This window comes from Microbulbifer agarilyticus, from assembly GCF_019800665.1.
Lineage (GTDB): Bacteria > Pseudomonadota > Gammaproteobacteria > Pseudomonadales > Cellvibrionaceae > Microbulbifer > Microbulbifer agarilyticus_C.
In genome coordinates this window covers 311,782-332,657 of record NZ_JAHVKO010000005.1, presented here as the reverse complement: position 1 = coordinate 332,657, position 20,876 = coordinate 311,782, and the positions used below count along the sequence as shown (strand labels likewise).

Genomic DNA, 20,876 nt, shown 5'->3' with positions numbered 1-20,876 from the left:
AGCATGAATAGCTCTTACGGCCCGGCCATCGTAATCAGTGTTGCCCTGCACGCGCTTTTGATCGCGGTGATGACCTTTGGTTGGGAAGCGAAATCCCATCGCGAACTGAAGCCGATGCCCAAGTTCGTTGAGGCCAAGCTGGTACAGCTCGAGTCCAAGTCCAATAAACCCAAGGCGCCCCCCAAGGTCGATCTGCGCGAGAAGCGCCGTCAGCAGGAGCTTGAGCGCCAGCGTCGCGCGGAGGCAGAGAAGAAACGCAAGGCCGCTGCCGAGCGCAAGAAACGACAGGACGCGGAGAAAAAACGCAAGGCTGAAGAAGCCCGCAAGAAGCGCGAGGCAGAAGAGAAGGCGCGTAAAGAGAAAGAGCGCCTTGAGCAGGAGCGCAAGAGCGCATTCGAGGATGCGTTGGAAGATGAGGAGTTCCTGCAGGAAGCGAGCGACGATTCCGCGGCGGTCATGTCTGTGGCCCAGGCCATTCGCCAGCGTATTGTGCAGGTTTGGAGCCGCCCCCCGAGTGCCCGTAACGGCATGGTGGTGGAAGTTGAGATCAACTTCGTACCTACCGGTCGCGTAGTGGCCTCTACGATTACCAAAGGCAGTGGCAATGCGGCTGTGGATAGGTCCGTATTGACCGCGGTCAAGAAAGTCGAAGTGTTCCCGGAAGTGGAAAAAGTGGCTCGCGAGGAGCCGTCGCTGTTCGAGCGCCAGATTAGAACCACCAAACTGATATTTAGAGTCGAAGGCCTGCGCCAATGATGAAGAAAACAGTCTCACTTATGTTTGCCGCCCTGTTGGGCTGCGTGCTGGCGGTTTCCGCCCATGCCCAGCTGGTGGTGGAAATTGATGATGGAAATGACAACCCGACCCCGGTGGCCGTAGTGCCATTCGAGTGGTCCGGTAGCGGTGTGCTCGCGGAAGATGTGTCTTCCATTATCTCCGCGGATTTACGCCGCAGCGGCTTGATTGCGCCGGTGCCGCGGGACGACATGCTGTCTTTCCCGAAAACCCCGGAACAGGTCAGTTTCCGTGACTGGCGCATGCTGGGCACCGAATACGTGGTCACCGGGCGCATGCAGCCCCAGGCCAATGGCTATCTACTGAGCTTCGATCTGGTGAATATTTTCGGTCAGCGCAAGATGTTCACCAAGCAGGTGACGGGCGGGGCCAATCAGCTGCGGGACATCGCGCACCGCGCGGCGGACGAAATTTTTGAGGCGATCACCGGTATCCGCGGTGCGTTCGGCACCCAGATGGTGTATGTGCAGGAAACCCAGCGCGGCGGCCAGCCCAGCTATGCCCTGATGCTGTCTGATATCGACGGTGCGCGCGCTCGCCAGATTCGCCGTTTCAGTGCGCCGGTCATGTCACCGAGCTGGTCCCCGAATGGCCAGGAAGTGGCTTATGTGTCATTTGAGACAGGTCGCCCGGCGATCTTCCGCGAGAACCTGCGCACCGGTGCGCGGCAGCAGCTGACCAACTTCAAGGGTCTGAACAGCTCTCCCACCTTCTCTCCGGACGGCAGCAAGCTGGCGATGGTGCTGTCAAAAGACGGTAACCCTGAGATTTACGTGCTGGATCTGGCCACCGGCCGCTTCACCCGCATGACTCGCCACTTCTCCATCGATACCGAACCGAATTGGATGCCGGATGGAAAATCGCTGGTTTTCACTTCCGATAGGGGAGGTAAGCCACAAATTTATCAATTGACTCTTGCCACGGGTCAAGTAGACCGCTTAACCTTCGACGGCGACTATAACGCACGTCCGCGGGTATCCCCCGATGGTAAAACGCTGGTTATGGTGCATCGTAGCAGGGGGGTGTTTACGATCGCTACGATGGACATCGTATCCGGACGCATGCGTGTCCTAACGGAGACGCGCCTGGACGAATCCCCGAGTATTGCACCGAATGGTGCGATGCTGATGTACGCCACCAAGCGGGGGAATAAAGGTATTCTAGCTGCGGTATCGCTGGATGCTGGGGTGAAGTACAGCCTGCCTTCTCAGCAGGGAAATGTCCGCGAGCCGGCGTGGTCGCCTTACTTTGATTGATGCTGTGACTACGGTAAATGTTGTTTATTTGCCGTAAGTGTGAGATCAAACAACTAAGAAGAAACGAAACCCTGATTAAATCCACGGTTTTAAAACGTCTTACAGGATTTCTCGATAACACTAAGCGGAGTTGTTTATGTTCAAATCAGTAAAAACCGGCCTGGGTCTGGTATGTGTATTGGCAGTAACTGCCGGTTGTTCCAGCACCGACACCGATGACAGCGCAAATCAGCAGGTTGTGACCCCACCTCCTGTGGTTGAAGACACCACTGCAACCGAAACCGCAGTTCCGCTGGATAACGTCGTGTACTTCGACTTTGACCAGAGCCTGCTGAAGCCTTCTACTCGTGAGCTGCTGATCAAGCACGCTGACCGTATGCGCGGCGCCGCTGGCACCGTTCGCCTGGAAGGCCACGCTGACGAACTGGGTACTCGTGAATACAACCTGGCACTGGGTGAGCGTCGCGCCAACGCGGTTCGTGACTTCCTGGTACTTCAGGGCGTAAACGCTGCGAACCTGGAAGTGATCAGCTACGGCGAAGAGCGTCCTGCTCAGGAAGGCTCTAGCGAGAGCGCGCGCGCAATGAACCGTCGCGTGGTGATCAACTAATCTAGAAGCATGCAATTGTCTTTTTTGATTAGAAGTATCGCGATAGCCGCAGCCTCCATGGCTGCGGCTTCGTTCGTATTCGCGCAGGCCCCGGTGGTTGACCTGTCCAGTGGCAGTTCAGTCAATCAGGGGACTGCAACCCCGCCTCCCCCCAGTTATCCACAACTGGCGGCTCGCACCAACACCTCTGCCGGCATGCAGGCGAATCCGCAAGCGGATGCGTATTACCAGATGCAGGTACTCCAGCAGGAAGTGCAGGAGCTGCGCGGTGCCGTGGAAGAGTTGCGACACGAGATCAAGCGGTTGCGCCAGCAGCGCACCGAAGACTATATGAATCTCGACCGCCGTATTTCGAAACTGGATGGTGCAGCACCCGCTGAAGGTGCGCCCACGGGAGCAGCAGCCGGCACCAACGCTGCCGGCGCAACCCAAACTCAGGCACCTGCCACGAGTAATGGTGGTGCGGCTCCGCAAGCGAGCGAGAGTGAGCGCGACCGTTATCAGGCCAGTTTCGGCCTCGCACGCAAAGGCGATTACGCCGGTGCCAGCAAGGCGTTCAAGAGTCTTCTGGAAGACTACCCCAACGGCCAATACGCGCCGAATGCCAACTACTGGCTGGGTGAGATCGCGCTGGTTCAGGGCAATATCGAAGAGGCCCGCACCTGGTTTGTCGCCCTGCTGGATGGCTACCCCAACTCCAATAAAGTTTGGGATGGTCGCTATAAGCTGGGTACGGTGTACCACCAGCTGGGTGACAACGCGAAAGCCAAGGACCTGCTGGAGCAGGTCGCCTCAAGCGACCAGCGCGCGTCTGGACTGGCCAAGCAGTACCTGAAGGAAAACTTCCAGTAGAGATTGTCGGTCACCATCAGCAGCCGCTCCTCGAGTAAGGATTGCTGGTTTTGTGATCAGAAAAACTCTATGATCCCGCGCCCGGGGGGTATATACCCTCCGGGCGTTTTTGTATGTGCTGAACCGACAGCACAATTTCACGATCAGAGTGGTGTATGGCCGAATTTGAAACTGAGCTGGGAGCGGTGAATTTGACCGAAGAGTCTCTCCGCATCAGTGAGCTTTTTTACTCCCTTCAGGGGGAGGCGCGCGATGCGGGCTTGCCGACGGTATTCGTGCGCCTGACCGGTTGTCCGCTGCGCTGTACCTACTGCGACTCCGAATATGCCTTCTATGGTGGCGAGCGGATGTCGCTGGCCGCGATCTTGCAGAAGGTTCGGAGCTATCCGGCGCGGCATGTTTGTGTCACTGGCGGCGAGCCTCTGGCGCAGCCAAACTGTATTCCGCTGTTAAAAGCCCTGTGCGATGCGGGTTATCAGGTGTCGCTGGAAACCAGCGGCGCCATGCCGGTCGATGCGGTGGATGCGCGGGTATCCCGAGTGGTTGACCTGAAAACACCGGCGTCTGGCGAGCAGGCGCGCAATCGTATGGAAAATATCCCGCTGTTGAATAAAAAGGATCAGGTCAAATTCGTGATCTGTGACCGTGGCGACTACGACTGGGCGCGCTTTACCCTGGATCAATACCACCTGTCGGAGCGGGTTGGCGAAGTGCTGTTCTCCCCAAGCTATGAACAGTTGGCGCCACGCCAGCTGGCGGAGTGGATACTCGAAGACGGCTTACCGGTACGCATGCAGATGCAGCTGCACAAGTTGCTCTGGGGCGACATTCCCGGTGTGTAGCCAAGTGTATAAGTATCCTCGGTATTTCCTATTTTACGAAGCAAACAGTAAGCAATTGGCAGGTTTATGAGCAGCAAGAAAGCCGTCGTTTTACTCTCCGGTGGTCTGGATTCCGCCACGGTCTTGGCCATGGCGCGCGCCGAGGGTTACGAGTGTTACGCCCTGGGGTTTGATTACGGCCAGCGCCACAGTGCCGAATTGATGGCGGCGCAGCGCGTTGCCGCAGATCTGGGCGCCCGGGAGCACAAGGTGGTAAAGCTCGACCTGCGCGTCATTGGTGGTTCGGCGCTCACCGATGACAGCATCGATGTGCCCGAAGAGGAGACCTCCGGTATCCCGGTCACCTATGTTCCGGCGCGCAATACCGTGTTCCTGTCGATCGCCCTGGGTTGGGCCGAGGTACTCGGTGCACAGGATATTTTTGTGGGTGTAAACGCCGTTGACTATTCTGGTTACCCGGATTGTCGCCCCGAATATATCGAGGCGTACGAAAAGATGGCCAACCTGGCCACCCGTGCCGGCGTAGAAGGTAATAAGCTGACCATTCACGCACCGCTGATGAAGATGAGCAAGGCGGATATTGTCGAGCGTGGTACCGGGCTGGGTGTTGATTACAGCCTGACGGTCAGCTGCTATCAGGCCCTGCCGAATGGCGCGGCCTGTGGGCGCTGCGACAGCTGCCGCCTGCGGGCGGCTGGTTTTGCCGAAGCGGGTCTTGCCGACCCTACCGTGTACGCGTGAGGGCCCAGCTGGAGTATTCCTGACGGGCGCAAAATGGCTGTCTAAGCCCTTAAATTTGTTAGCAATTTTTTTGTAACCGGGACTTGCGTTTCCGGATTAGATCCGTAAGATACGCAGCTCCTCAGGTAGAGGGGTCAAGGGTCGTTAGCTCAGTTGGTAGAGCAGTTGGCTTTTAACCAATTGGTCGCTGGTTCGAATCCAGCACGACCCACCATCTTCCCCCCCTGTAACCGCATTCCGACACATTTGTCGTGCGGTTATGTATTAAAGAGCTCGTAGCAAGTACGAGTTATACAAGTAGTTTTGTCGCTTCCCGTATGGGATACGGCAGTCTTAAGGGTCGTTAGCTCAGTTGGTAGAGCAGTTGGCTTTTAACCAATTGGTCGCTGGTTCGAATCCAGCACGACCCACCATTTCCTTAAGAACTCCCCCCCTGTTTAGCCAATATCTCGCAAACGCTTTTGCGTCATCGTTTCCCTTGTTTTGCCACCTTAAAATGTATCTGATTTGCAGGGATTTCGGATTGAACATCGGCGAATTGCACCGGTATCGGTATAATGCCGGCCTTTTCCGTCAGTACGTAGAGAGCTTACGCAAACAGCTATGACAGACAGCAGCGATAAAATTGCTTCCAGCGCGCCCGCACTCAACGCCATCGATGCCCGTGATTTTGTGCAGGATCACCTGTCACACCCCGGTGCCCACGCGTATAGCGAGGAAGAATTGAACCAGTGGCGTGAGCGCATCAAGCGCCTGCTGAAAGAGCAGAACGCCGTGCTGGTCGCGCATTACTACACCGACCCGCTGATCCAGGCGCTGGCCGAGGAAACCGGTGGTTGTGTTTCTGACTCCCTCGAAATGGCCCGTTTTGGCGCGCAGCACGAAGCCGACACCCTGATCGTGGCCGGCGTTAAATTTATGGGGGAGACGGCCAAGATACTGACTCCCCACAAGCGGGTTCTGATGCCCACACTTGAGGCGACCTGCTCGCTGGACCTGGGCTGTCCGATCGAGGAGTTTTCCGCATTTTGCGACCAGCATCCGGATCGTACCGTGGTGGTGTACGCGAATACGTCGGCCGCGGTTAAGGCGCGTGCGGACTGGGTGGTGACCTCCAGCATCGCACTGGATGTTGTGGACTACCTGGACTCCCAAGGCGAGAAAATCCTGTGGGCGCCGGACAAACACCTCGGAAGCTACGTGCAGAAGCAGACCGGCGCCGACGTACTGCTGTGGGATGCAGCCTGTATCGTGCATGAAGAGTTCAAGGCGAAAGGCGTGGCTGATTTGAAGGCTATGTATCCGGAAGCGCTGGTACTGGTGCATCCGGAATCGCCGGCTGCGGTCGTGGAGCTGGCCGACGTGGTGGGTTCCACTTCGCAAATTATCAATGCGGCGAAGACCCGCCCGAACAAGCAGTTTATTGTTGCGACCGATCAGGGCATCTTCTACAAAATGCAGCAGCAGTGCCCGGATAAGGAACTGATCATTGCGCCTACCGCGGGTTCAGGAGCTACCTGTCGCAGCTGTGCCAATTGCCCGTGGATGGCGATGAACTCGTTGGAAAACCTGTGTGGTGTTCTCGAGCGCGGTGACAATGAGATCTTTGTGGATGAGGCGCTGGGCAAGCGGGCGATGATGCCGCTGCAGCGGATGCTGGATTTCCGCAAACCTCTGGACTGAAAATAAAAAAGAGCGGCAACTTGCCGCTCATTTTTTTGCCCTGAATTTGCTGGAATTAGAGCTCTTTGGCCCGCTCCTGCATCTTGATCACATCTTTCATGCGCTGTTCCAGGATCGCATGGGTCTGGTAATCGTTCTTCGCCAGGCGAACCCCGTGACGCAGGTGTTGCAGGGCTTTGTCGAATACACCGTTTAAGATGTAGTACTCAGCGCGCGCCTCGTGCACACCGACAATATCCCCAGCCAAACCGTGGGTTTCCGCCAGCAGATACCACACCGCTGGATCCTTGCGGCGCGCGCGGCTGTGCTTCTTGAGAATGCGCTCTGCGGCCAGATAGTTACCCGCCTTAAAGTGGGCATTGGCCAGCCCCATGGTCAAGGCGTGGTTCTTCGGGTTCTTGTTTACCGCTTTTTGCAGACGATTGGTCGCGCTGGTGTAATCCTGGCGGGCAAGGTCGATATCGGCGCGCGCCAGTACAAAAGCGTCTTTGTCGGGCTCTTTGTCCAGCAGCGGCTGCAGGGTGTCGATGGCGGTATCGGGTTTGCCGGCGGAAGTTTGCGCCAGTGCCAGGCCGTAACGGGCGGCGTCTTCATTGTCGTTGATACCGCGCAGCTCCGCCTGAAAGCGCTTTACCGCCTGTTGCGGGGTAGCCTCGGCGGCCACGCGGATACGCGCACGCATCAGGTGGTATTCGCGGCTGTTGCGCAGTGGCACCTTGTCCATGCGGTTGGCCCGCAGTTTGGCGTCTGCGATACGCTTTTCGGTAACCGGGTGCGTGAGCAGGAATTCTGGTGGGCGGCGGTAGTAGCGAGTCGCTTTCAGCATTTGCTCAAACATTTCGCCCGCGGCCTGTGGATCCATACCGGCCTTGGCGAGGGTTTCGATACCAACGCGGTCCGCTTCCTGTTCGTTCTGGCGGGAAAAGCGCAGCTGGTTGTCCAGCGCGGCAGCCTGGGTCGCGGTCATGGCTGCGAGGCCGGCATCGCCGCCGGCGGTCGCAGCCAGCACCAGCGCACCGAGCATGCCGGCGAGAGTGGGTAGGGTACTGTTGCGCTGTGCTTCCAAAGAACGGGCATAGTGGCGCTGGCTCAAGTGCGCGAGTTCGTGCGCCAGAACCGAGGCAAACTGGTCTTCGTTTTCGGCAAACAGAAACAGCCCAGTATGGACGCCGACCACACCACCGGGCACGGCAAAGGCATTCATGGTGTCGTTGTTCACTACAACGACGTCGAGGCTTTTGTCTTCCAGCGGGCTGTATTCTGCCAGTGCCTGCAGTGAATTCTCGACATATTGCTGTAGCAGAGCATCACTGGATGTGCGCACCTGACTGCGAAACATGCGCAGCCACATACCGCCCAGCTCTTTTTCGCGCGCGCGGGACACAAGGCCGCTGCTGGTGTCGCCCAGCATGGGGAGTTGGATGTGGTGGTCGCCCTGGGCAGTTGCCGCCAATGGCGCGGCGGTCAATAGTAGCCCGGCGGTGAGGCCCGAAATGAAGCCGGCCGCGCGCTGACGCAGGAGCATGCAACTGCGGCGGATTCGGTTTCTGAATGATGTCGGGTTCTCGGTCATAATTTTACTGCGCCTGCCGGGTTTCCTGCCGCTAACACTATACGTAACCCTGTGAGACTGTCGAGGTTTTGAACAGCTCCAGGGTAAAAGGTTCAGCTCCATGGCCCATTGACCCATGGGCACCGGTATAATTCATCGCATTTACGGTTCTTAACCGCGTTTTTATGACCAGTTCCGCAAAACAGGCCAGTCTGGCACCGGATATTGTGTGGGCCTCTGCTGTAAGGGTAGATGCCAGCGGGCAGCCGTGCCCGCAACCACTGCTCGCCATGCGGCGGGCCCTGAAGCAGTTGGCGCCGGGCGAGATCTTGCATTTGATTGCAACCGATCCAGCGTCACAGCGGGATATCCGCAGCTTTAGTGAGTTGAGCGGCGTGCCCTTATTGCGAGCTGAAATTGACGGTGAATTCTTCCATTATTGGCTGCAGCAGATCGATCAGTGACCAGGTGTTCACTGGTCGTGGCGACGGAAATGCGATGGAAGCGCGATAGTTTTGAGTTTGATCTGAGTTAGATCCTAAAGAGTTTCGAGAGAACAGCATTTATGTATGCGATTGTTAAGGGGTGGGTAAATCGCTATTTCGGCCAGGAAGAGGTGGTACTGCTGGTACTGCTGCTGCTGGTTGCGCTGCTTGTGCTAGCCACATTGGGTGGTGTGCTGACGCCAGTGCTGGCGGCGCTGGTGATTGCCTTTTTGATGCAGGGCATGGTGCAGCGCCTGGAATCCTGGAAGGTGCCACACTGGCTGTCGGTGAGTATTGCCTGCCTGGTACTGGTAGGCATCATCGCGGCCCTGTTGTTTGTGGTATTGCCGATTATCTGGCGGCAGGCGGTGCGTCTGTTTTCCGAACTTCCCAATATGATTGCCAGCGGCAAGGATCTACTGGTGCTGTTGCCGGAGCAGTACCCGCGCCTGATCACTGCGCAGCAAATTGATGAGATCTTCAATACCGTCGGCAGTGAACTGGGCGGCATCGGCCAGACCTTGCTGACCTTCTCGCTGGCCAACCTGCCGATCCTGGCGGCGGCGCTGATTTACCTGGTGGTAGTGCCCATTCTGGTGTTCTTCTTTCTCAAGGACTCCAAGCAGCTGCTGCGCTGGTGCGCCTCCTTCCTGCCCCATCAGCGCCCGATGCTGCGCCAGATCTGGTATGAAATGAATGATCAGGTGGCGAACTATGTCCGCGGCAAGGTGATCGAGATTGCCATCGTCGGTGTGGTGAGTTACGTGGCCTTCCTGCTGCTGGGCGTAAATTACGCGCTGCTGCTGGCCGCCGCGGTGGGCCTGTCGGTGTTGATTCCCTATATCGGCGCGGCGGTGGTCACCATCCCGGTGGCGATGATCGGCCTGTTCCAGTGGGGTTGGAGTAGTGAGTTTTTCTGGTTGATGTTCGCCTACGGCATGATCCAGCTGCTCGATGGCAACGTGCTGGTGCCGATCCTGTTTTCCGAGGCGGTCAACCTGCATCCGGTGGCCATTATTCTGGCGGTGCTGGTGTTTGGTGGTATCTGGGGCTTCTGGGGCGTTTTCTTTGCCATTCCTCTGGCCACGCTCGCCAAGGCCATTCTCAATGCCTGGCCCACCAGTGAGCACCAGGCGGAGTGGGCCAGGGAAGCGGCGGCCAGTGCCGACAGTGAAGTTTGAGTCCAGCGACCGGCTCTGATTGAGTGCCGGCACTGATTTGGACTGTCACTTTTTCGACGGTTGGGGGTTTGCTAGAATCCCGCGCCTAAATTTTCAGCCCCGCTGTCGCGGGGCTTCTGTCTATCTATTATCTATACCCGTCTTTCTAACGGCACAGGAAACTCCATGAGCCTCGCAGACAAAGTCCTCGCGGTGAACAATGATCTCCCGATTCGCACCGATAAGCCGGTCCACAGTGGCAAGGTGCGCTCGGTCTACTGGCTGACCGAGGCAGACAGCGCCCGCTTGATCAAGGAAAAGGGTTACCCGGTGGCCGCGGATGCGCCGCTGGCAGTGATGGTGATTTCCGACCGCATGTCGGCGTTCGATTGCATCTGGAAAGGCGAGAATGGCCTGCGCGGTGTTCCCGGCAAGGGTGCGGCACTGAATGCCGTGGCCAATCACTGGTTCAAGCGCTTCAAGGAGCAGGGCCTGGCGGACAGCCACATTCTGGATATTCCCCATCCCGCGGTGTGGATTGTGCAGAAGGCCCGCCCGGTGATGATTGAGGCCATCGCTCGCCAGTACATTACCGGCTCCATGTGGCGTGCTTACAGCAAGGGCGAACGGGAGTTCTGTGGTATCCAGCTGCCGGATGGCCTGCAAAAGGACCAGAAGCTTCCCGAGCTGCTGATTACCCCGTCTACCAAGGGGATCCTCAAGGGAATTCCGGGAGTGCCGGAAGCGGACGATGTAAACATTACTCGCCAGAATATTCTGGAGAATTATGCCGCGTTTAATTTCCAGAGCGCCGAGGATATTGATCGTTACGAGCAGCTTCTGAAAGAGGGCTTTGATGTTATCTCCGCCGAGCTGGAAAAGCTGGATCAGGTGTTTGTGGATACCAAGTTCGAGTTTGGCTATGTCAGTGACGCAGAAGGTCGCGAAAAGCTAATCTACATGGATGAAGTGGGCACCCCGGACTCGTCCCGCATCTGGGATGGCCCTCAGTATCGCAATGGCGAAGTTGTGGAGAATTCAAAAGAAGGTTTCCGCCAGGCACTGCTGAATCATTTTCCGGACCCGGACATTCTGTTGAATAAAGACCGTATGGATGAGCGCTTGGCTCTCGCCCGCGACAATGAGCTGCCGGAATCCATGTTGATGGCGGTTTCCAATACCTATGTGGGTATCGCTGAAAAGATCATCGGCGAAAAACTGGTGATTTCGGACAACCCCAAGGCGGAAATCATCGACGTATTACGGGATGGGTATGGCCTGATCGACTAGTTTCCCACTTATCCCCATGTTTTCAGAAACCGGCCCCGTGCCGGTTTTTGGGTTTTGGGCGTTGTATTTTTGCCTTGCCATATTTCGCCACAATTGACCCGCAGTTCGCCCGATTGATTCCCCGGCGTTGCCCGATTGCCTGTGTGTAATACCTCCATTCATTGATTTGGAGGCTCTCGTGAACCGACCGCTTTTTCCATCACCGCGCATCGAGCGCGACTTGTTGATTCTTCCTACGAGCGAATATTACCGCCGCCGCTATCGCAAAAGCCGCGTTGGCAGCTGGCTGCTGTTCACCGTGACTACGCTCGCGGTGCTCCTTGCTGCGGTCGGGGCAAGGGCCGATGACACACTGCAAGAGCCGGCTTTTGAGGAGGTGGCGATAGAAGATGCCGGGAGCGGCGATTTACTGTTTGTCGGTGCGGAGGCCGGAACCTTTGAGCCGGCCTTACACCTGTCGACCGCGGTCGATATGCGTGTACGTGGCCTGGTGGCAGAGGTGCAAATTGCTCAGACATTTAGCAACACCAGCAATCACTGGCGGGAGGCCGTCTACGTACTGCCGCTGCCGGAAAATGCCGCGGTACGCGGCATGGAGATTGTAATTGGCGAGCGCAGAATTGTCGGCAAGGTGCGCGAGCGTGAAGAGGCGAAGAAGGTGTATACCGAAGCGCGCGCGGCGGGCAAGCGCGCAGCGTTGCTGGAGCAGCAGCGGCCGAACATGTTTACCAGCCGTGTCGCCAATATCGCACCGGGTGAAAAAATTGCCGTTGAGGTGCGCTATCTGCAAACACTTAAATTTGATCGCGATCAATTCAGCCTGCGCCTGCCGAGTACCCTTACGCCTCGCTATATTCCGGGGGTGCAGGGTGAGCTTTCTCAAGAGTCTGCACAAGAGCTCGCGCTCAATCCCCACGGCTGGTCGCTGCCTACGGACCAGGTGCCGGATGCGCAGCATATTACCCCCTTCATGATGCCGATGGCGGAGCTGGCAAGCCGTGGCAGCCACCAGATGTCGATTCATGTCGACCTTGGCATGGGATTACCGCTGGCAGATATTTATAGCCCCTATCACGAGGTGGACTTTCGTCGCCAGGATGGGAATCGGTACCAGGTGCAGTTGAAAGGAGGCTCGGCGCCAATGGACCGCGACTTTGTGTTGCACTGGCGGCCGCAGACTTCCTCGATGCCTTCCGCCGCATTGTTTGCAGAGCAATCACAAGATGACAGCGCACAGTATCTGCAGTTGTTGTTGTTGCCTCCACGGGAATCCGGCGCGACTCGCAGGTTGCCCCGGGAAGTGGTGTATGTGGTGGATACATCCGGCTCCATGGGCGGCAACTCGATTCGTCAGGCCAAGGAAAGTCTGCTGCTTGCGTTATCGCGGCTCGATGCGCAGGACCGGTTCAACATTATTGAATTTAACAGCCACCACCGATCTTTTTATCCGCGTCCCGTCACTGCCAGTCAGGAGAATGTTCACCGCGCGCGCGACTGGGTGGAATCGCTGAGTGCCACCGGCGGGACAGAGATGGCGCCTGCGTTGAAAGAAGCCTTATCCCAGCAGTTGGATGAGCAGGCTGGTGAGCTGGTGCGTCAGGTGGTGTTTATTACTGATGGCGCGGTTGGCAATGAGCGGGCACTGTTTGAAATTATCCAGCAACGACTCGGCCAGGTGCGTTTGTTTACCGTGGGCATCGGTTCAGCGCCCAACAGTCACTTCATGACCAAGGCCGCGCAAATAGGCCGTGGCAGTGCGGTACATATCGGTGATCTGGGTGAAGTACAGACGCAAATGGGCCACTTGTTCGAGAAGCTGGAGAACCCGCTGGTGACGGATCTGCGCGTAGACTTTCCGCGGGGCATCAAACTGGAAGGTTATCCAAAACAGTTGCCGGATCTGTATCTGGGTGAGCCGGTACGACTGGTCGCGCGTATCGAGGGCCAGCCCCTGGGGGTGCCATCGAGCGGTGAGCTAGTTGTCAGTGGCCGTCTTGCAGGCAAGCGCTTTTCCCGCAGTATTTCGTTATCGCAATTGGCGGTGGATCAGCAGGGCGATGAAATTGGCAGTGTGTGGGCGCGCGCAAAAATTGCCGCGCTGAGGGATATGCAACGCCAACGCGGCCCACTGGCAAGAACCAAAGGTGAAGGCGAGCAGGTTGCAGATCCGCTCAAGCAGCAAATTCTCACACTGGCGCTTCGTCACCAGTTGGCCAGTCCCTACACCAGCTTTGTTGCTGTCGAAGAGACCCCGGTGCGTCCACAAGCCGAAGCGCTGAAGTCCAGTTCCGTGCCCAATGCGGTTGCCAGTGGCCAAAACCTGCAACGCTTCACGTATCCGTCTACTGCGACGGGCGTTTACGGGCAATTTCTTACTGCCTTGCTGCTGCTCCTCTGTGGTTGGGGGCTGCGCGCACGCGCCGCAATCGTGCGAAGTGTGCGTGCGCTGCTGTCCGGCCTCGTTCCCGATGTGCGTCGTTGCCAAACGCGTCTGGAACATTTCCTGGCGCGACGCCTCTCCCCTGCCACAATAAAGTCGGGCGAGTTGCCACCGCGCGCGATTGGCTGTCGTATTCCAGGGGTTCAGAAATGAACCGCAGGTGGTTATCTAAACGTTCGCTTCCACTGCTGTTGATCGCTGCCGGTGTGTGGCAGCTGGCGAGCGCCAGCTGGATACTGGTGAAAGCGGAATTGTCGCAGTACCTGATCAGCAGTGCCTGGGAGCGGCAGTTGCACGCGGGAGAGATTCAAAAGCCGTGGCCCTGGGCGGACACCTGGCCGGTAGCGCGGCTCAAACTGGATCAGCAAAAACCTTTGGTGGTATTGAATGGGACCAGTGGTGAGGCGCTCGCCTTCGGGCCCGGCTTGCATGAGGCTTCAGCGCTGCCGTTTGCGCAAGAGCACGCGGGTAATACTCCCGTACGCACCACGGTTATTGCCGCGCACCGCGACACCCACTTCCGCGGGCTGGAAAAATTGCAGGCGGGAATGGGGGTGCAGCTGCAGGGACGTGATGGGCACTGGCAGCACTATCGGGTGCTGGGTGCCAGGGTGGTGGACAGTTCACAGGAGACGCTGCCAATTAGCGACCGGCCCGGCTTGCTGCTGGTTACCTGTTACCCCTTTGGCGCTTTGGAGGCGGGCGGCCCGCTGCGCTATCTGGTCTACGCCGAGCCGGTGCCGGAAGCTCCGGTGATACAGTTGTAACCGCAAACCTTTACCTGATTCTGGCCATGTCCACCGAAAATGGCTGGGCATGTGGCCTGTCGAGTGCCGCAAATGTTGCAGGTCAATCGGCGCTTTTGGTTATTGACGGATTGGCGCAACACAGGCTGGCGTGGGAAGTCACCATCCCGCCAATCCCGCTTTAGTTGGTACATGCGTGACCAAAAAGCGATTTTTGGACTCTATTTTGTAATAGAATTTCTCGCATTAGCGACAAAATCATCCGCCAATACCGCTTTGTGAAAACTATTTGTTTTGCAATTTGGTTTTATTTGTTACTAATTGTCCTATCTGGAAAAACTTTTGTAGTAATACTACAATCGCCCCCGCTTGAGCACTTACCGCCTGTTTTTATGTGGTGATGCCTGTGCGCTGCGAGGCGCTGGCCCTACATTTAGCAGGTCGTGAATTCAACGCCGAATTCAAAGTCGAGCCGGTAAGCGGAACCACGGGTTCCCAGCCGGCGGTATTCCGTCGCACAGCCCTTTTCAGCACCCAAGCGCTTGTCAGTACTGAACTGCTGATCAGTGAAAATCGCTTTTCCGGCCATTTTTGGTGGTGAATTGGCGAGGAAGGTGCCTGACTCGGGGGAATTCCCCGCATTTGCGGTACTGTTGCGCGGCAAAAAATTCTGACCATAAAAAAACACCGACTCGACGTCGTATATTCGCCGAGGAGCATTTGATGCACGAAGAAACCGACATTCAGGAAACGCAGGAATGGCTGGACGCGCTGCAGGCGGTCATCCGCCACAGCGGCAAGGAGCGCGCAGCGTTCCTGATCAAGCAGCTGTCTGATCGCGCGACCAACACCGGCGTACAGCTGCCGGCGGCCATTACCACCCCGTACCGCAATACCATTCCGCCGGAAGCGGAAAAGCGTATGCCCGGGGACCTGTTTATGGAGCGTCGTATCCGCTCCCTGATCCGTTGGAACGCACTGGCTATGGTGGTGCGTGCCAACTCCAACAGCGATAGCCTCGGTGGCCATATCGCGAGCTTCTCATCGGCAGCGACCCTGTACGATGTCGCCTTCAACTACTTCTTCCGCGGTAATGAAGGTGAAGAGCGCGGCGATCTGATCTTCTTCCAGGGCCACAGTGCCCCGGGTATTTACGCCCGTTCCTACCTGGAAGGCCGCTTCGATGAAGAGCAGCTGGACAACTTCCGCCGTGAAGTAAACGGCAATGGCCTCTCTTCTTACCCGCACCCCTGGCTGATGCCGGAATACTGGCAGTTCCCCACCGTATCCATGGGCCTTGGCCCGATTCAGGCGATCTATCAGGCGCACATCATGCGTTACCTGTCTGCCCGCGGTCTGTCTCCGCGCGGTGATCGCAAGGTGTGGGCCTTCCTGGGTGACGGTGAGTGTGATGAGCCGGAATCCCTGGGCGCAATCGCCCTGGCGGGCCGCGAGAAGCTGGAAAACCTGGTATTCGTGGTCAACTGTAACCTGCAGCGCCTTGACGGCCCTGTACGTGGCAACGGCAAGATTGTTCAGGAACTGGAAGGTGTGTTCCGCGGTGCCGGTTGGAACGTAATCAAGGTTCTCTGGGGCCGTCTGTGGGACCCGCTGTTCGAGAAAGACGACAAAGGCCTGCTGCAGAAAGTCATGGACGAAACCGTCGATGGCGAAATGCAGAACTTCAAGGCGAACGGTGGCGCTTACACCCGTGAGCATTTCTTTGGTAAATACCCGGAGCTCAAGGAGATGGTCAAAGACTTCTCCGATGAGGAAATCATGAAGCTCAACCGCGGTGGCCACGACCCGTACAAAGTGTACGCGGCCTACGCTGAAGCCATGGCGAGCAAGGGCAAGCCGACCGTGATCCTGGCGCAAACCGTTAAAGGTTACGGCCTGGGTGCCGCCGGTGAAGCGGCGATGGATACCCACAACGTGAAGAAAATGGACACCGAAGCCCTGAAGCGCTTCCGTGACCGCTTTGCGATCCCGATTACCGACAAAGAAATCGAAGAGGTACCTTATTACCGCCCGTCTCCGGACAGCCCGGAAATGAAGTACATGGACGAGCGCCGCAAGGCCCTGGGTGGCCCGGTACCGTCCCGTAGCACTGAAGTAGCCAAACTGGAAATCCCGGAACTGGATGCTTTCAGTGCGCTGACCAAAGGCTCCGGCGACCGCGAAATCTCCACCACTATGGCGTTTGTGCGTGCACTGTCCGTACTGGTGAAAGACAAGAAGATGGGCCAAAACGTTGCGCCGATCGTTCCCGACGAAGCGCGTACCTTCGGTATGGAAGGTCTGTTCCGTCAGCTGGGCATCTACTCTTCCCAGGGCCAGAAATACACTCCGGTCGACCACGGCCAGATCATGTATTACAAGGAAGACAAGAAAGGCCAGGTGCTCGAAGAAGGCATCAACGAAGCCGGTGCGATGTCTGCGTGGATGGCTCTCGCCACCGCCTACAGCAACCACGGCGTACCGATGGTGCCGTTCTACATCTACTACTCCATGTTCGGTTTCCAGCGCATCGGCGACCTGGCCTGGGCAGCTGGTGACATGCAAGCGCGCGGTTTCCTCGTGGGTGCCACCGCTGGCCGTACCACCCTGAACGGTGAAGGCCTGCAGCACCAGGATGGTCACAGCCACGTACTGTCTGCCACCATCCCGAACTGTAAGAGTTACGACCCGGCTTACGGTTACGACCTCGCCGTAATCATGCGCCACGGTCTGAAGGAGATGTACGAAGAGCAGAAGAACCTGTTCTACTACGTCACCATCGAGAACGAAAACTACCTGCAGCCGGAAATGCCGCAGGGCGTTGAAGAAGGCATCATTCGCGGTATCTACAAGCTGGACAACAATTCTCGCAAGCCGGGCAAAGGCAAGGCGGCGAAGAAGCACGTACAGCTGGTGGGCGCTGGTTCTATCCTGCGCGAAGTGTTGGCCGCCGCGGACATTCTCGCCGACCAGTTCGGTGTGACCTCCGACGTGTGGAACCTGACCTCTGCCACCGAAGCTTCCCGCGAAGCGCAGGACGTGGCGCGCTGGAACATGCTGCACCCGACCGAGGAGGCCCGTAAATCCTGGATTGGCGAACAGTTCGAGGGCAACGAAACCCCGGTAGTGATCTCTACCGATTACATTCGTTCCTACGTCGAGCCGCTGCGCGAGTTTATCGACGGCGACATGATCGCACTGGGTACCGACGGCTTCGGTCGTTCCGACAGCCGCGAGCAGCTGCGTCGCTTCTTCGAAGTGAACCGCAACTACGTGGTGATCGCTGCGCTGACCGGCCTGGCAAACCAGGGTGTCATCGATGCCAAAGAAGTGGCAGACGCGATCAAGAAGCTGAACATCGACCCGGAAAAAGTAAACCCGCGTCTGGTTTAAGGCCCGCTGAATTAAGGAAGGCAAGACATGGCAAAACAAGTCATTAAAGTGCCTGATCTCGGCGGCGCCGATCAGGTAGACGTAATTGAAATTGCCGTTGCGGTGGGTGACACCGTGGCGGAAGAGGATGCGCTGATTGTTGTGGAGGGCGACAAGGCCTCCATGGACATTCCCGCGCCCGTTGCCGGCAAGATCCTGAACATCTCCGTCAAGGAAGGTGACAAGGTTTCTGAAGGTGACGTGATCGGTGAAATGGAAACCGAAGCCGGTGGCGAGGTTGCAGAAGAGGCTGCGCAAGAAGCCGCACCAGCACCGGCAGAGGCGCCCGCACCTGCGCCAGCCGCAGAGGCAGCACCGGCGCCAGCACCAGCTGGTGAAGAGAAGGAAGAGGAGCTCAAGGTCCCCGACCTCGGCGGTGCCGATGCGGTGGACGTGATTGAAATCTCCGTTGCCGCGGGTGATTCGGTAGAAGAGGGCGACGCCCTGATCGTGGTAGAAGGCGACAAGGCGTCCATGGACGTGCCATCTTCCGCTTCCGGCACCATCGTCTCCCTCTCCGTGAAGGAAGGCGACAAGGTTTCTACCGGTGACGTGATTGGCGTGATCAAGAGCGTTTCTGGTGGTGCGGCTCCAGCTCCTGCAGCTGCAGCACCGGCGCCGGCAGCAGCGCCCGCTCCCGCGCCGCAAGTGGCGGCACCGGAAGCGGCGCACGAGCCATCTGCGTCTCCCAAGCGCGACCCGCATGTTGAGCGCGATCACACGCCGTCGGCGGAAGTTTACGCCGGCCCCGCCGTGCGCAAGCTGGCCCGTGAACTGGGCGTGACCCTGAACAAGGTGAAGCCCACTGGCCCGCGTAACCGTGTGACCAAAGACGACCTGCACGCCTACATCAAGGAGCAGGTGAAGAAAGCGGAAAGTGGTGCTGCCGGTGGCGTTGGTGGCGGTATTGGCATTGCGCCGATGCCGGAAATCGACTTCAGCCAGTTTGGCCCGGTCACCACCGAGCCGATGAGCAAGATCCACAAGATCACCGCCGCGAATATGTCGCGCAACTGGCTGAACGTACCGCACGTTACCCAGTTCGACGATGCAGACATCACCGAGTTGGAAGATTTCCGCAAGGCGATGAAGGCAGAAGCTGAGAAGCGTGGCGTGAAGCTCACCCCGGTGCCTTTCCTGCTGAAAGCCGCGGCGGCTGCACTGCGTGAAGTACCGAGCTTTAACGTATCCCTGCACAACGATGGCGAGCACATTGTTAAGAAGGACTACGTACATATCGGCATGGCGGTGGATACGCCGAAAGGCCTGATGGTGCCGGTTATTCGCGATGTGGATAAAAAAGGCTTGTACGACCTGGCGGAAGAAGCCACCGCACTGGCGATCGCCGCCCGTGATGGCAAGCTGAAGCCGCGCGATATGCAGGGCGCCTGCTTTACCATCTCCAGCCTGGGCGCCATCGGTGGCACCGGTTTCACTCCGATCGTAAATGCGCCGGAAGTGGGAATCCTGGGTGTTTCCAAGCTGTCCGTGCGTCCCGAGTGGAACGGCAAGGAATTTGTGCCGCGCAAGATGCTGCCGCTGGCGCTGTCTTACGACCACCGCGCAGTCAACGGTGGCGACGCCGGTCGCTTCCTGACGTACCTCGCCGGTGTGTTGGCGGACGTGCGTCGACTGCTGCTGTAATTTCGATTACAGACTTGGCAAATGAAAGCCGGTGGCTAACCCCACCGGCTTTTTTTTTGTGCGAAATATCTTGTTTTGGTGAGGGATAGTACGCCAGCTCCCGGCGTATGGCGGCGGGGTGATCCTGGGGTTGAAAATGGCGCATTTAATTTCGCTCAAAAAGTGTACAGCGGCGTCGAACCCTTCCTGCCGGCTAGACTAAAAGTGTTGGAAGCGGAAACCTCGGTTTCCAGGCAAGCGGTTAGGGTAATTTCAGCTGTGAGGTAGTAGGCCATGAGTCGCAGAGGGATCGCAGGAGTGGTGTTAGGCGCCACTGTGTGCATACAGGGTTGTATCTTCCTTCCCTACGAGGATGACATCAGTCACGATCCATTTTTCTTTAGCCCTGAAAGTAAGGGCCAGAGGGCAAATTTTGTCGAGGTAGGAAATTACCTGCCGAATTCAGCAGCGCCACAGGCGGCCAATCAGCAGTGTGCGACCGACTCGGGAGATAGTCGTGTGGGTTCCGCCTGCTGGTTTTTCCCGGTAATGCGCGTGTACTGATGTGTTAATCGGTTTGCGCTGACACCCATCGCCGCTACATATTTTAGTAAGGAGACCCCATGTACAAGCGAACGACCTTATTCTCTATGTTGGCGGCGGTAACGCTGCTATCGGCCTGCGGGACGAGCAGCGTGCGTGATCAGGTGGTCTACCCTAACAGTGCGCCGATTCCGCGGGAGCCTGTAGCTGAGCAGCAGACTAACTACGACGGTTGTCCTGGGGATGCGGAAGAGCTGGCACCGGGTTCCATTTGTCCGGCGACGGCTCAATGCTATGAAATTTCTGGCGGCCGTCGCTGTATCGTCTACGAAAAGTAAGTTGGATTCTGCGGGCGCCGCTGCGAGGACTCCGGGTCATCTAGCAAGACCCTAAAATCACAGAGGATGTGATCATGAAGCTGCGCCTGTTTTGCCTGCTATTTACCTTGTTGAGCGCTGGTTGCGCCACTACCGGCGACGGGGTGGAAAACGCAGCCAGTCTGGATGGGTTCTGGTGTGACCTCAGCGGAACACCTGGGGTCTTTTATCAGCGTCCACAACCTGCCAACTTGATGCCCGCTTTTCCCCGCAATTGTTTTGAAGGTCACTTCGAGACGCATACTGCGGATGCCTGCCTGGTGAATGATTCGATCTGTTATCAATTGGATACCGGCGCCTGGTGCAATGCCGGCCAGGCGCAGTTGTGTCCTGCTGGCACATCGCCTCTGGAGCTGGAAGCACCATGTCCGGAAGGCGGTCGTTGCTGGTTATACAGCGAGGGTCTGCGCTGCTATTCGATGGAAGCACAAGCGGGCTAACCGAACGGT

Annotated in this window: 17 protein-coding genes and 2 tRNA genes; 18 read left to right on the top strand and 1 reads right to left on the bottom strand. The window is 57.6% G+C overall.

Features of this window, described 5'->3' with window-relative positions:
* Nucleotides 1-3 precede the first annotated feature (3 nt).
* The 9 genes from tolA (at nt 4) to nadA (ending at nt 6,779) form a co-directional block, all read left to right on the top strand.
* Entirely contained in the window at nt 4-756 is a 753-nt protein-coding gene (gene tolA / locus KUV22_RS14180) for a cell envelope integrity protein TolA (protein WP_222232161.1), read from the top strand.
* Nucleotides 756-2,051, top strand: coding sequence for a Tol-Pal system beta propeller repeat protein TolB (gene tolB / locus KUV22_RS14175; RefSeq protein WP_390625297.1), 1,296 nt, complete (start codon nt 756-758; stop codon nt 2,049-2,051). The genes tolA and tolB overlap by 1 nt, the downstream gene beginning before the upstream one ends.
* A 136-nt stretch (nt 2,052-2,187) precedes the next feature.
* Nucleotides 2,188-2,661: an OmpA family protein gene (locus KUV22_RS14170; protein WP_222232160.1), complete on the top strand. Its 474-nt coding sequence runs from the start codon at nt 2,188-2,190 to the stop codon at nt 2,659-2,661.
* A 57-nt stretch (nt 2,662-2,718) separates the two neighbouring features.
* Nucleotides 2,719-3,513 carry a tol-pal system protein YbgF gene (gene ybgF, locus KUV22_RS14165; RefSeq protein WP_222232158.1) on the top strand — a complete coding sequence of 265 codons (795 nt, stop codon included), beginning with the start codon at nt 2,719-2,721 and terminating at the stop codon, nt 3,511-3,513.
* Between the two features lie 155 nt (nt 3,514-3,668).
* The gene (gene queE / locus KUV22_RS14160) at nt 3,669-4,355 is read left to right on the top strand and encodes a 7-carboxy-7-deazaguanine synthase QueE (RefSeq protein ID WP_222232156.1); all 687 of its coding nucleotides are present in this window, start codon (nt 3,669-3,671) and stop codon (nt 4,353-4,355) included.
* A gap of 66 nt (nt 4,356-4,421) precedes the next feature.
* On the top strand, nt 4,422-5,096 hold the full coding sequence (gene queC / locus KUV22_RS14155; RefSeq protein WP_222232154.1) for a 7-cyano-7-deazaguanine synthase QueC: 675 nt from the start codon (nt 4,422-4,424) through the stop codon (nt 5,094-5,096).
* A 138-nt stretch (nt 5,097-5,234) separates the two neighbouring features.
* Nucleotides 5,235-5,310: transfer RNA gene (locus tag KUV22_RS14150), tRNA-Lys, on the top strand.
* Nucleotides 5,311-5,433: 123 nt separating this feature from the next.
* Nucleotides 5,434-5,509, top strand: a tRNA-Lys gene (locus tag KUV22_RS14145).
* 190 nt (nt 5,510-5,699) lie between these two features.
* Nucleotides 5,700-6,779 (top strand): quinolinate synthase NadA, encoded by a 1,080-nt coding sequence (nadA, locus tag KUV22_RS14140; RefSeq protein WP_222232152.1) that lies wholly within the window; start codon nt 5,700-5,702, stop codon nt 6,777-6,779.
* A 55-nt stretch (nt 6,780-6,834) separates the two neighbouring features.
* Here nadA and KUV22_RS14135 read toward each other — a convergent pair whose 3' ends face one another.
* Nucleotides 6,835-8,304, bottom strand: coding sequence for a M48 family metalloprotease (locus KUV22_RS14135; protein ID WP_222232150.1), 1,470 nt, complete (start codon nt 8,302-8,304; stop codon nt 6,835-6,837).
* Between the two features lie 212 nt (nt 8,305-8,516).
* On the opposite strand from KUV22_RS14135, the gene KUV22_RS14130 reads away from it, so the two are divergent.
* The 9 genes from KUV22_RS14130 (at nt 8,517) to KUV22_RS14090 (ending at nt 20,867) form a co-directional block, all read left to right on the top strand.
* Complete coding sequence (locus tag KUV22_RS14130; RefSeq protein ID WP_222232148.1) at nt 8,517-8,795, top strand: sulfurtransferase TusA family protein; 279 nt, start codon at nt 8,517-8,519, stop codon at nt 8,793-8,795.
* 101 nt (nt 8,796-8,896) lie between these two features.
* Nucleotides 8,897-9,997: an AI-2E family transporter gene (locus KUV22_RS14125; RefSeq protein WP_222232146.1), complete on the top strand. Its 1,101-nt coding sequence runs from the start codon at nt 8,897-8,899 to the stop codon at nt 9,995-9,997.
* Nucleotides 9,998-10,162: 165 nt separating this feature from the next.
* Nucleotides 10,163-11,266: a phosphoribosylaminoimidazolesuccinocarboxamide synthase gene (locus tag KUV22_RS14120; protein ID WP_222232144.1), complete on the top strand. Its 1,104-nt coding sequence runs from the start codon at nt 10,163-10,165 to the stop codon at nt 11,264-11,266.
* 178 nt (nt 11,267-11,444) lie between these two features.
* Nucleotides 11,445-13,859, top strand: a complete 2,415-nt coding sequence (locus KUV22_RS14115) for a marine proteobacterial sortase target protein (RefSeq protein ID WP_222232142.1) — start codon at nt 11,445-11,447, stop codon at nt 13,857-13,859.
* Nucleotides 13,856-14,473, top strand: coding sequence for a class GN sortase (locus KUV22_RS14110; RefSeq protein WP_222232140.1), 618 nt, complete (start codon nt 13,856-13,858; stop codon nt 14,471-14,473). The genes KUV22_RS14115 and KUV22_RS14110 overlap by 4 nt, the downstream gene beginning before the upstream one ends.
* Before the next feature lie 702 nt (nt 14,474-15,175).
* Nucleotides 15,176-17,845, top strand: coding sequence for a pyruvate dehydrogenase (acetyl-transferring), homodimeric type (gene aceE, locus KUV22_RS14105; RefSeq protein WP_222232138.1), 2,670 nt, complete (start codon nt 15,176-15,178; stop codon nt 17,843-17,845).
* A gap of 27 nt (nt 17,846-17,872) precedes the next feature.
* Nucleotides 17,873-19,528 carry a dihydrolipoyllysine-residue acetyltransferase gene (aceF, locus tag KUV22_RS14100; protein WP_222232136.1) on the top strand — a complete coding sequence of 552 codons (1,656 nt, stop codon included), beginning with the start codon at nt 17,873-17,875 and terminating at the stop codon, nt 19,526-19,528.
* A gap of 602 nt (nt 19,529-20,130) precedes the next feature.
* On the top strand, nt 20,131-20,388 hold the full coding sequence (locus KUV22_RS14095; protein WP_222232134.1) for a hypothetical protein: 258 nt from the start codon (nt 20,131-20,133) through the stop codon (nt 20,386-20,388).
* 74 nt (nt 20,389-20,462) lie between these two features.
* Nucleotides 20,463-20,867, top strand: coding sequence for a hypothetical protein (locus tag KUV22_RS14090; RefSeq protein ID WP_222232132.1), 405 nt, complete (start codon nt 20,463-20,465; stop codon nt 20,865-20,867).
* The last annotated feature ends 9 nt before the right edge of the window (nt 20,868-20,876 follow it).

Bases quoted from the DNA above. Each gene is read 5' to 3' on its own strand.
- tolA (WP_222232161.1), top strand. From the start codon at position 4: ATGAATAGCTCTTACGGCCCGGCCATCGTAATCAGTGTTGCCCTGCAC.
- tolB (WP_390625297.1), top strand. From the start codon at position 756: ATGAAGAAAACAGTCTCACTTATGTTTGCCGCCCTGTTGGGCTGCGTG.
- KUV22_RS14170 (WP_222232160.1), top strand. From the start codon at position 2,188: ATGTTCAAATCAGTAAAAACCGGCCTGGGTCTGGTATGTGTATTGGCA.
- ybgF (WP_222232158.1), top strand. From the start codon at position 2,719: ATGGCTGCGGCTTCGTTCGTATTCGCGCAGGCCCCGGTGGTTGACCTG.
- queE (WP_222232156.1), top strand. From the start codon at position 3,669: ATGGCCGAATTTGAAACTGAGCTGGGAGCGGTGAATTTGACCGAAGAG.
- queC (WP_222232154.1), top strand. From the start codon at position 4,422: ATGAGCAGCAAGAAAGCCGTCGTTTTACTCTCCGGTGGTCTGGATTCC.
- nadA (WP_222232152.1), top strand. From the start codon at position 5,700: ATGACAGACAGCAGCGATAAAATTGCTTCCAGCGCGCCCGCACTCAAC.
- KUV22_RS14135 (WP_222232150.1), bottom strand. From the start codon at position 8,304: ATGCTCCTGCGTCAGCGCGCGGCCGGCTTCATTTCGGGCCTCACCGCC.
- KUV22_RS14130 (WP_222232148.1), top strand. From the start codon at position 8,517: ATGACCAGTTCCGCAAAACAGGCCAGTCTGGCACCGGATATTGTGTGG.
- KUV22_RS14125 (WP_222232146.1), top strand. From the start codon at position 8,897: ATGTATGCGATTGTTAAGGGGTGGGTAAATCGCTATTTCGGCCAGGAA.
- KUV22_RS14120 (WP_222232144.1), top strand. From the start codon at position 10,163: ATGAGCCTCGCAGACAAAGTCCTCGCGGTGAACAATGATCTCCCGATT.
- KUV22_RS14110 (WP_222232140.1), top strand. From the start codon at position 13,856: ATGAACCGCAGGTGGTTATCTAAACGTTCGCTTCCACTGCTGTTGATC.
- aceE (WP_222232138.1), top strand. From the start codon at position 15,176: ATGCACGAAGAAACCGACATTCAGGAAACGCAGGAATGGCTGGACGCG.
- aceF (WP_222232136.1), top strand. From the start codon at position 17,873: ATGGCAAAACAAGTCATTAAAGTGCCTGATCTCGGCGGCGCCGATCAG.
- KUV22_RS14095 (WP_222232134.1), top strand. From the start codon at position 20,131: ATGTACAAGCGAACGACCTTATTCTCTATGTTGGCGGCGGTAACGCTG.
- KUV22_RS14090 (WP_222232132.1), top strand. From the start codon at position 20,463: ATGAAGCTGCGCCTGTTTTGCCTGCTATTTACCTTGTTGAGCGCTGGT.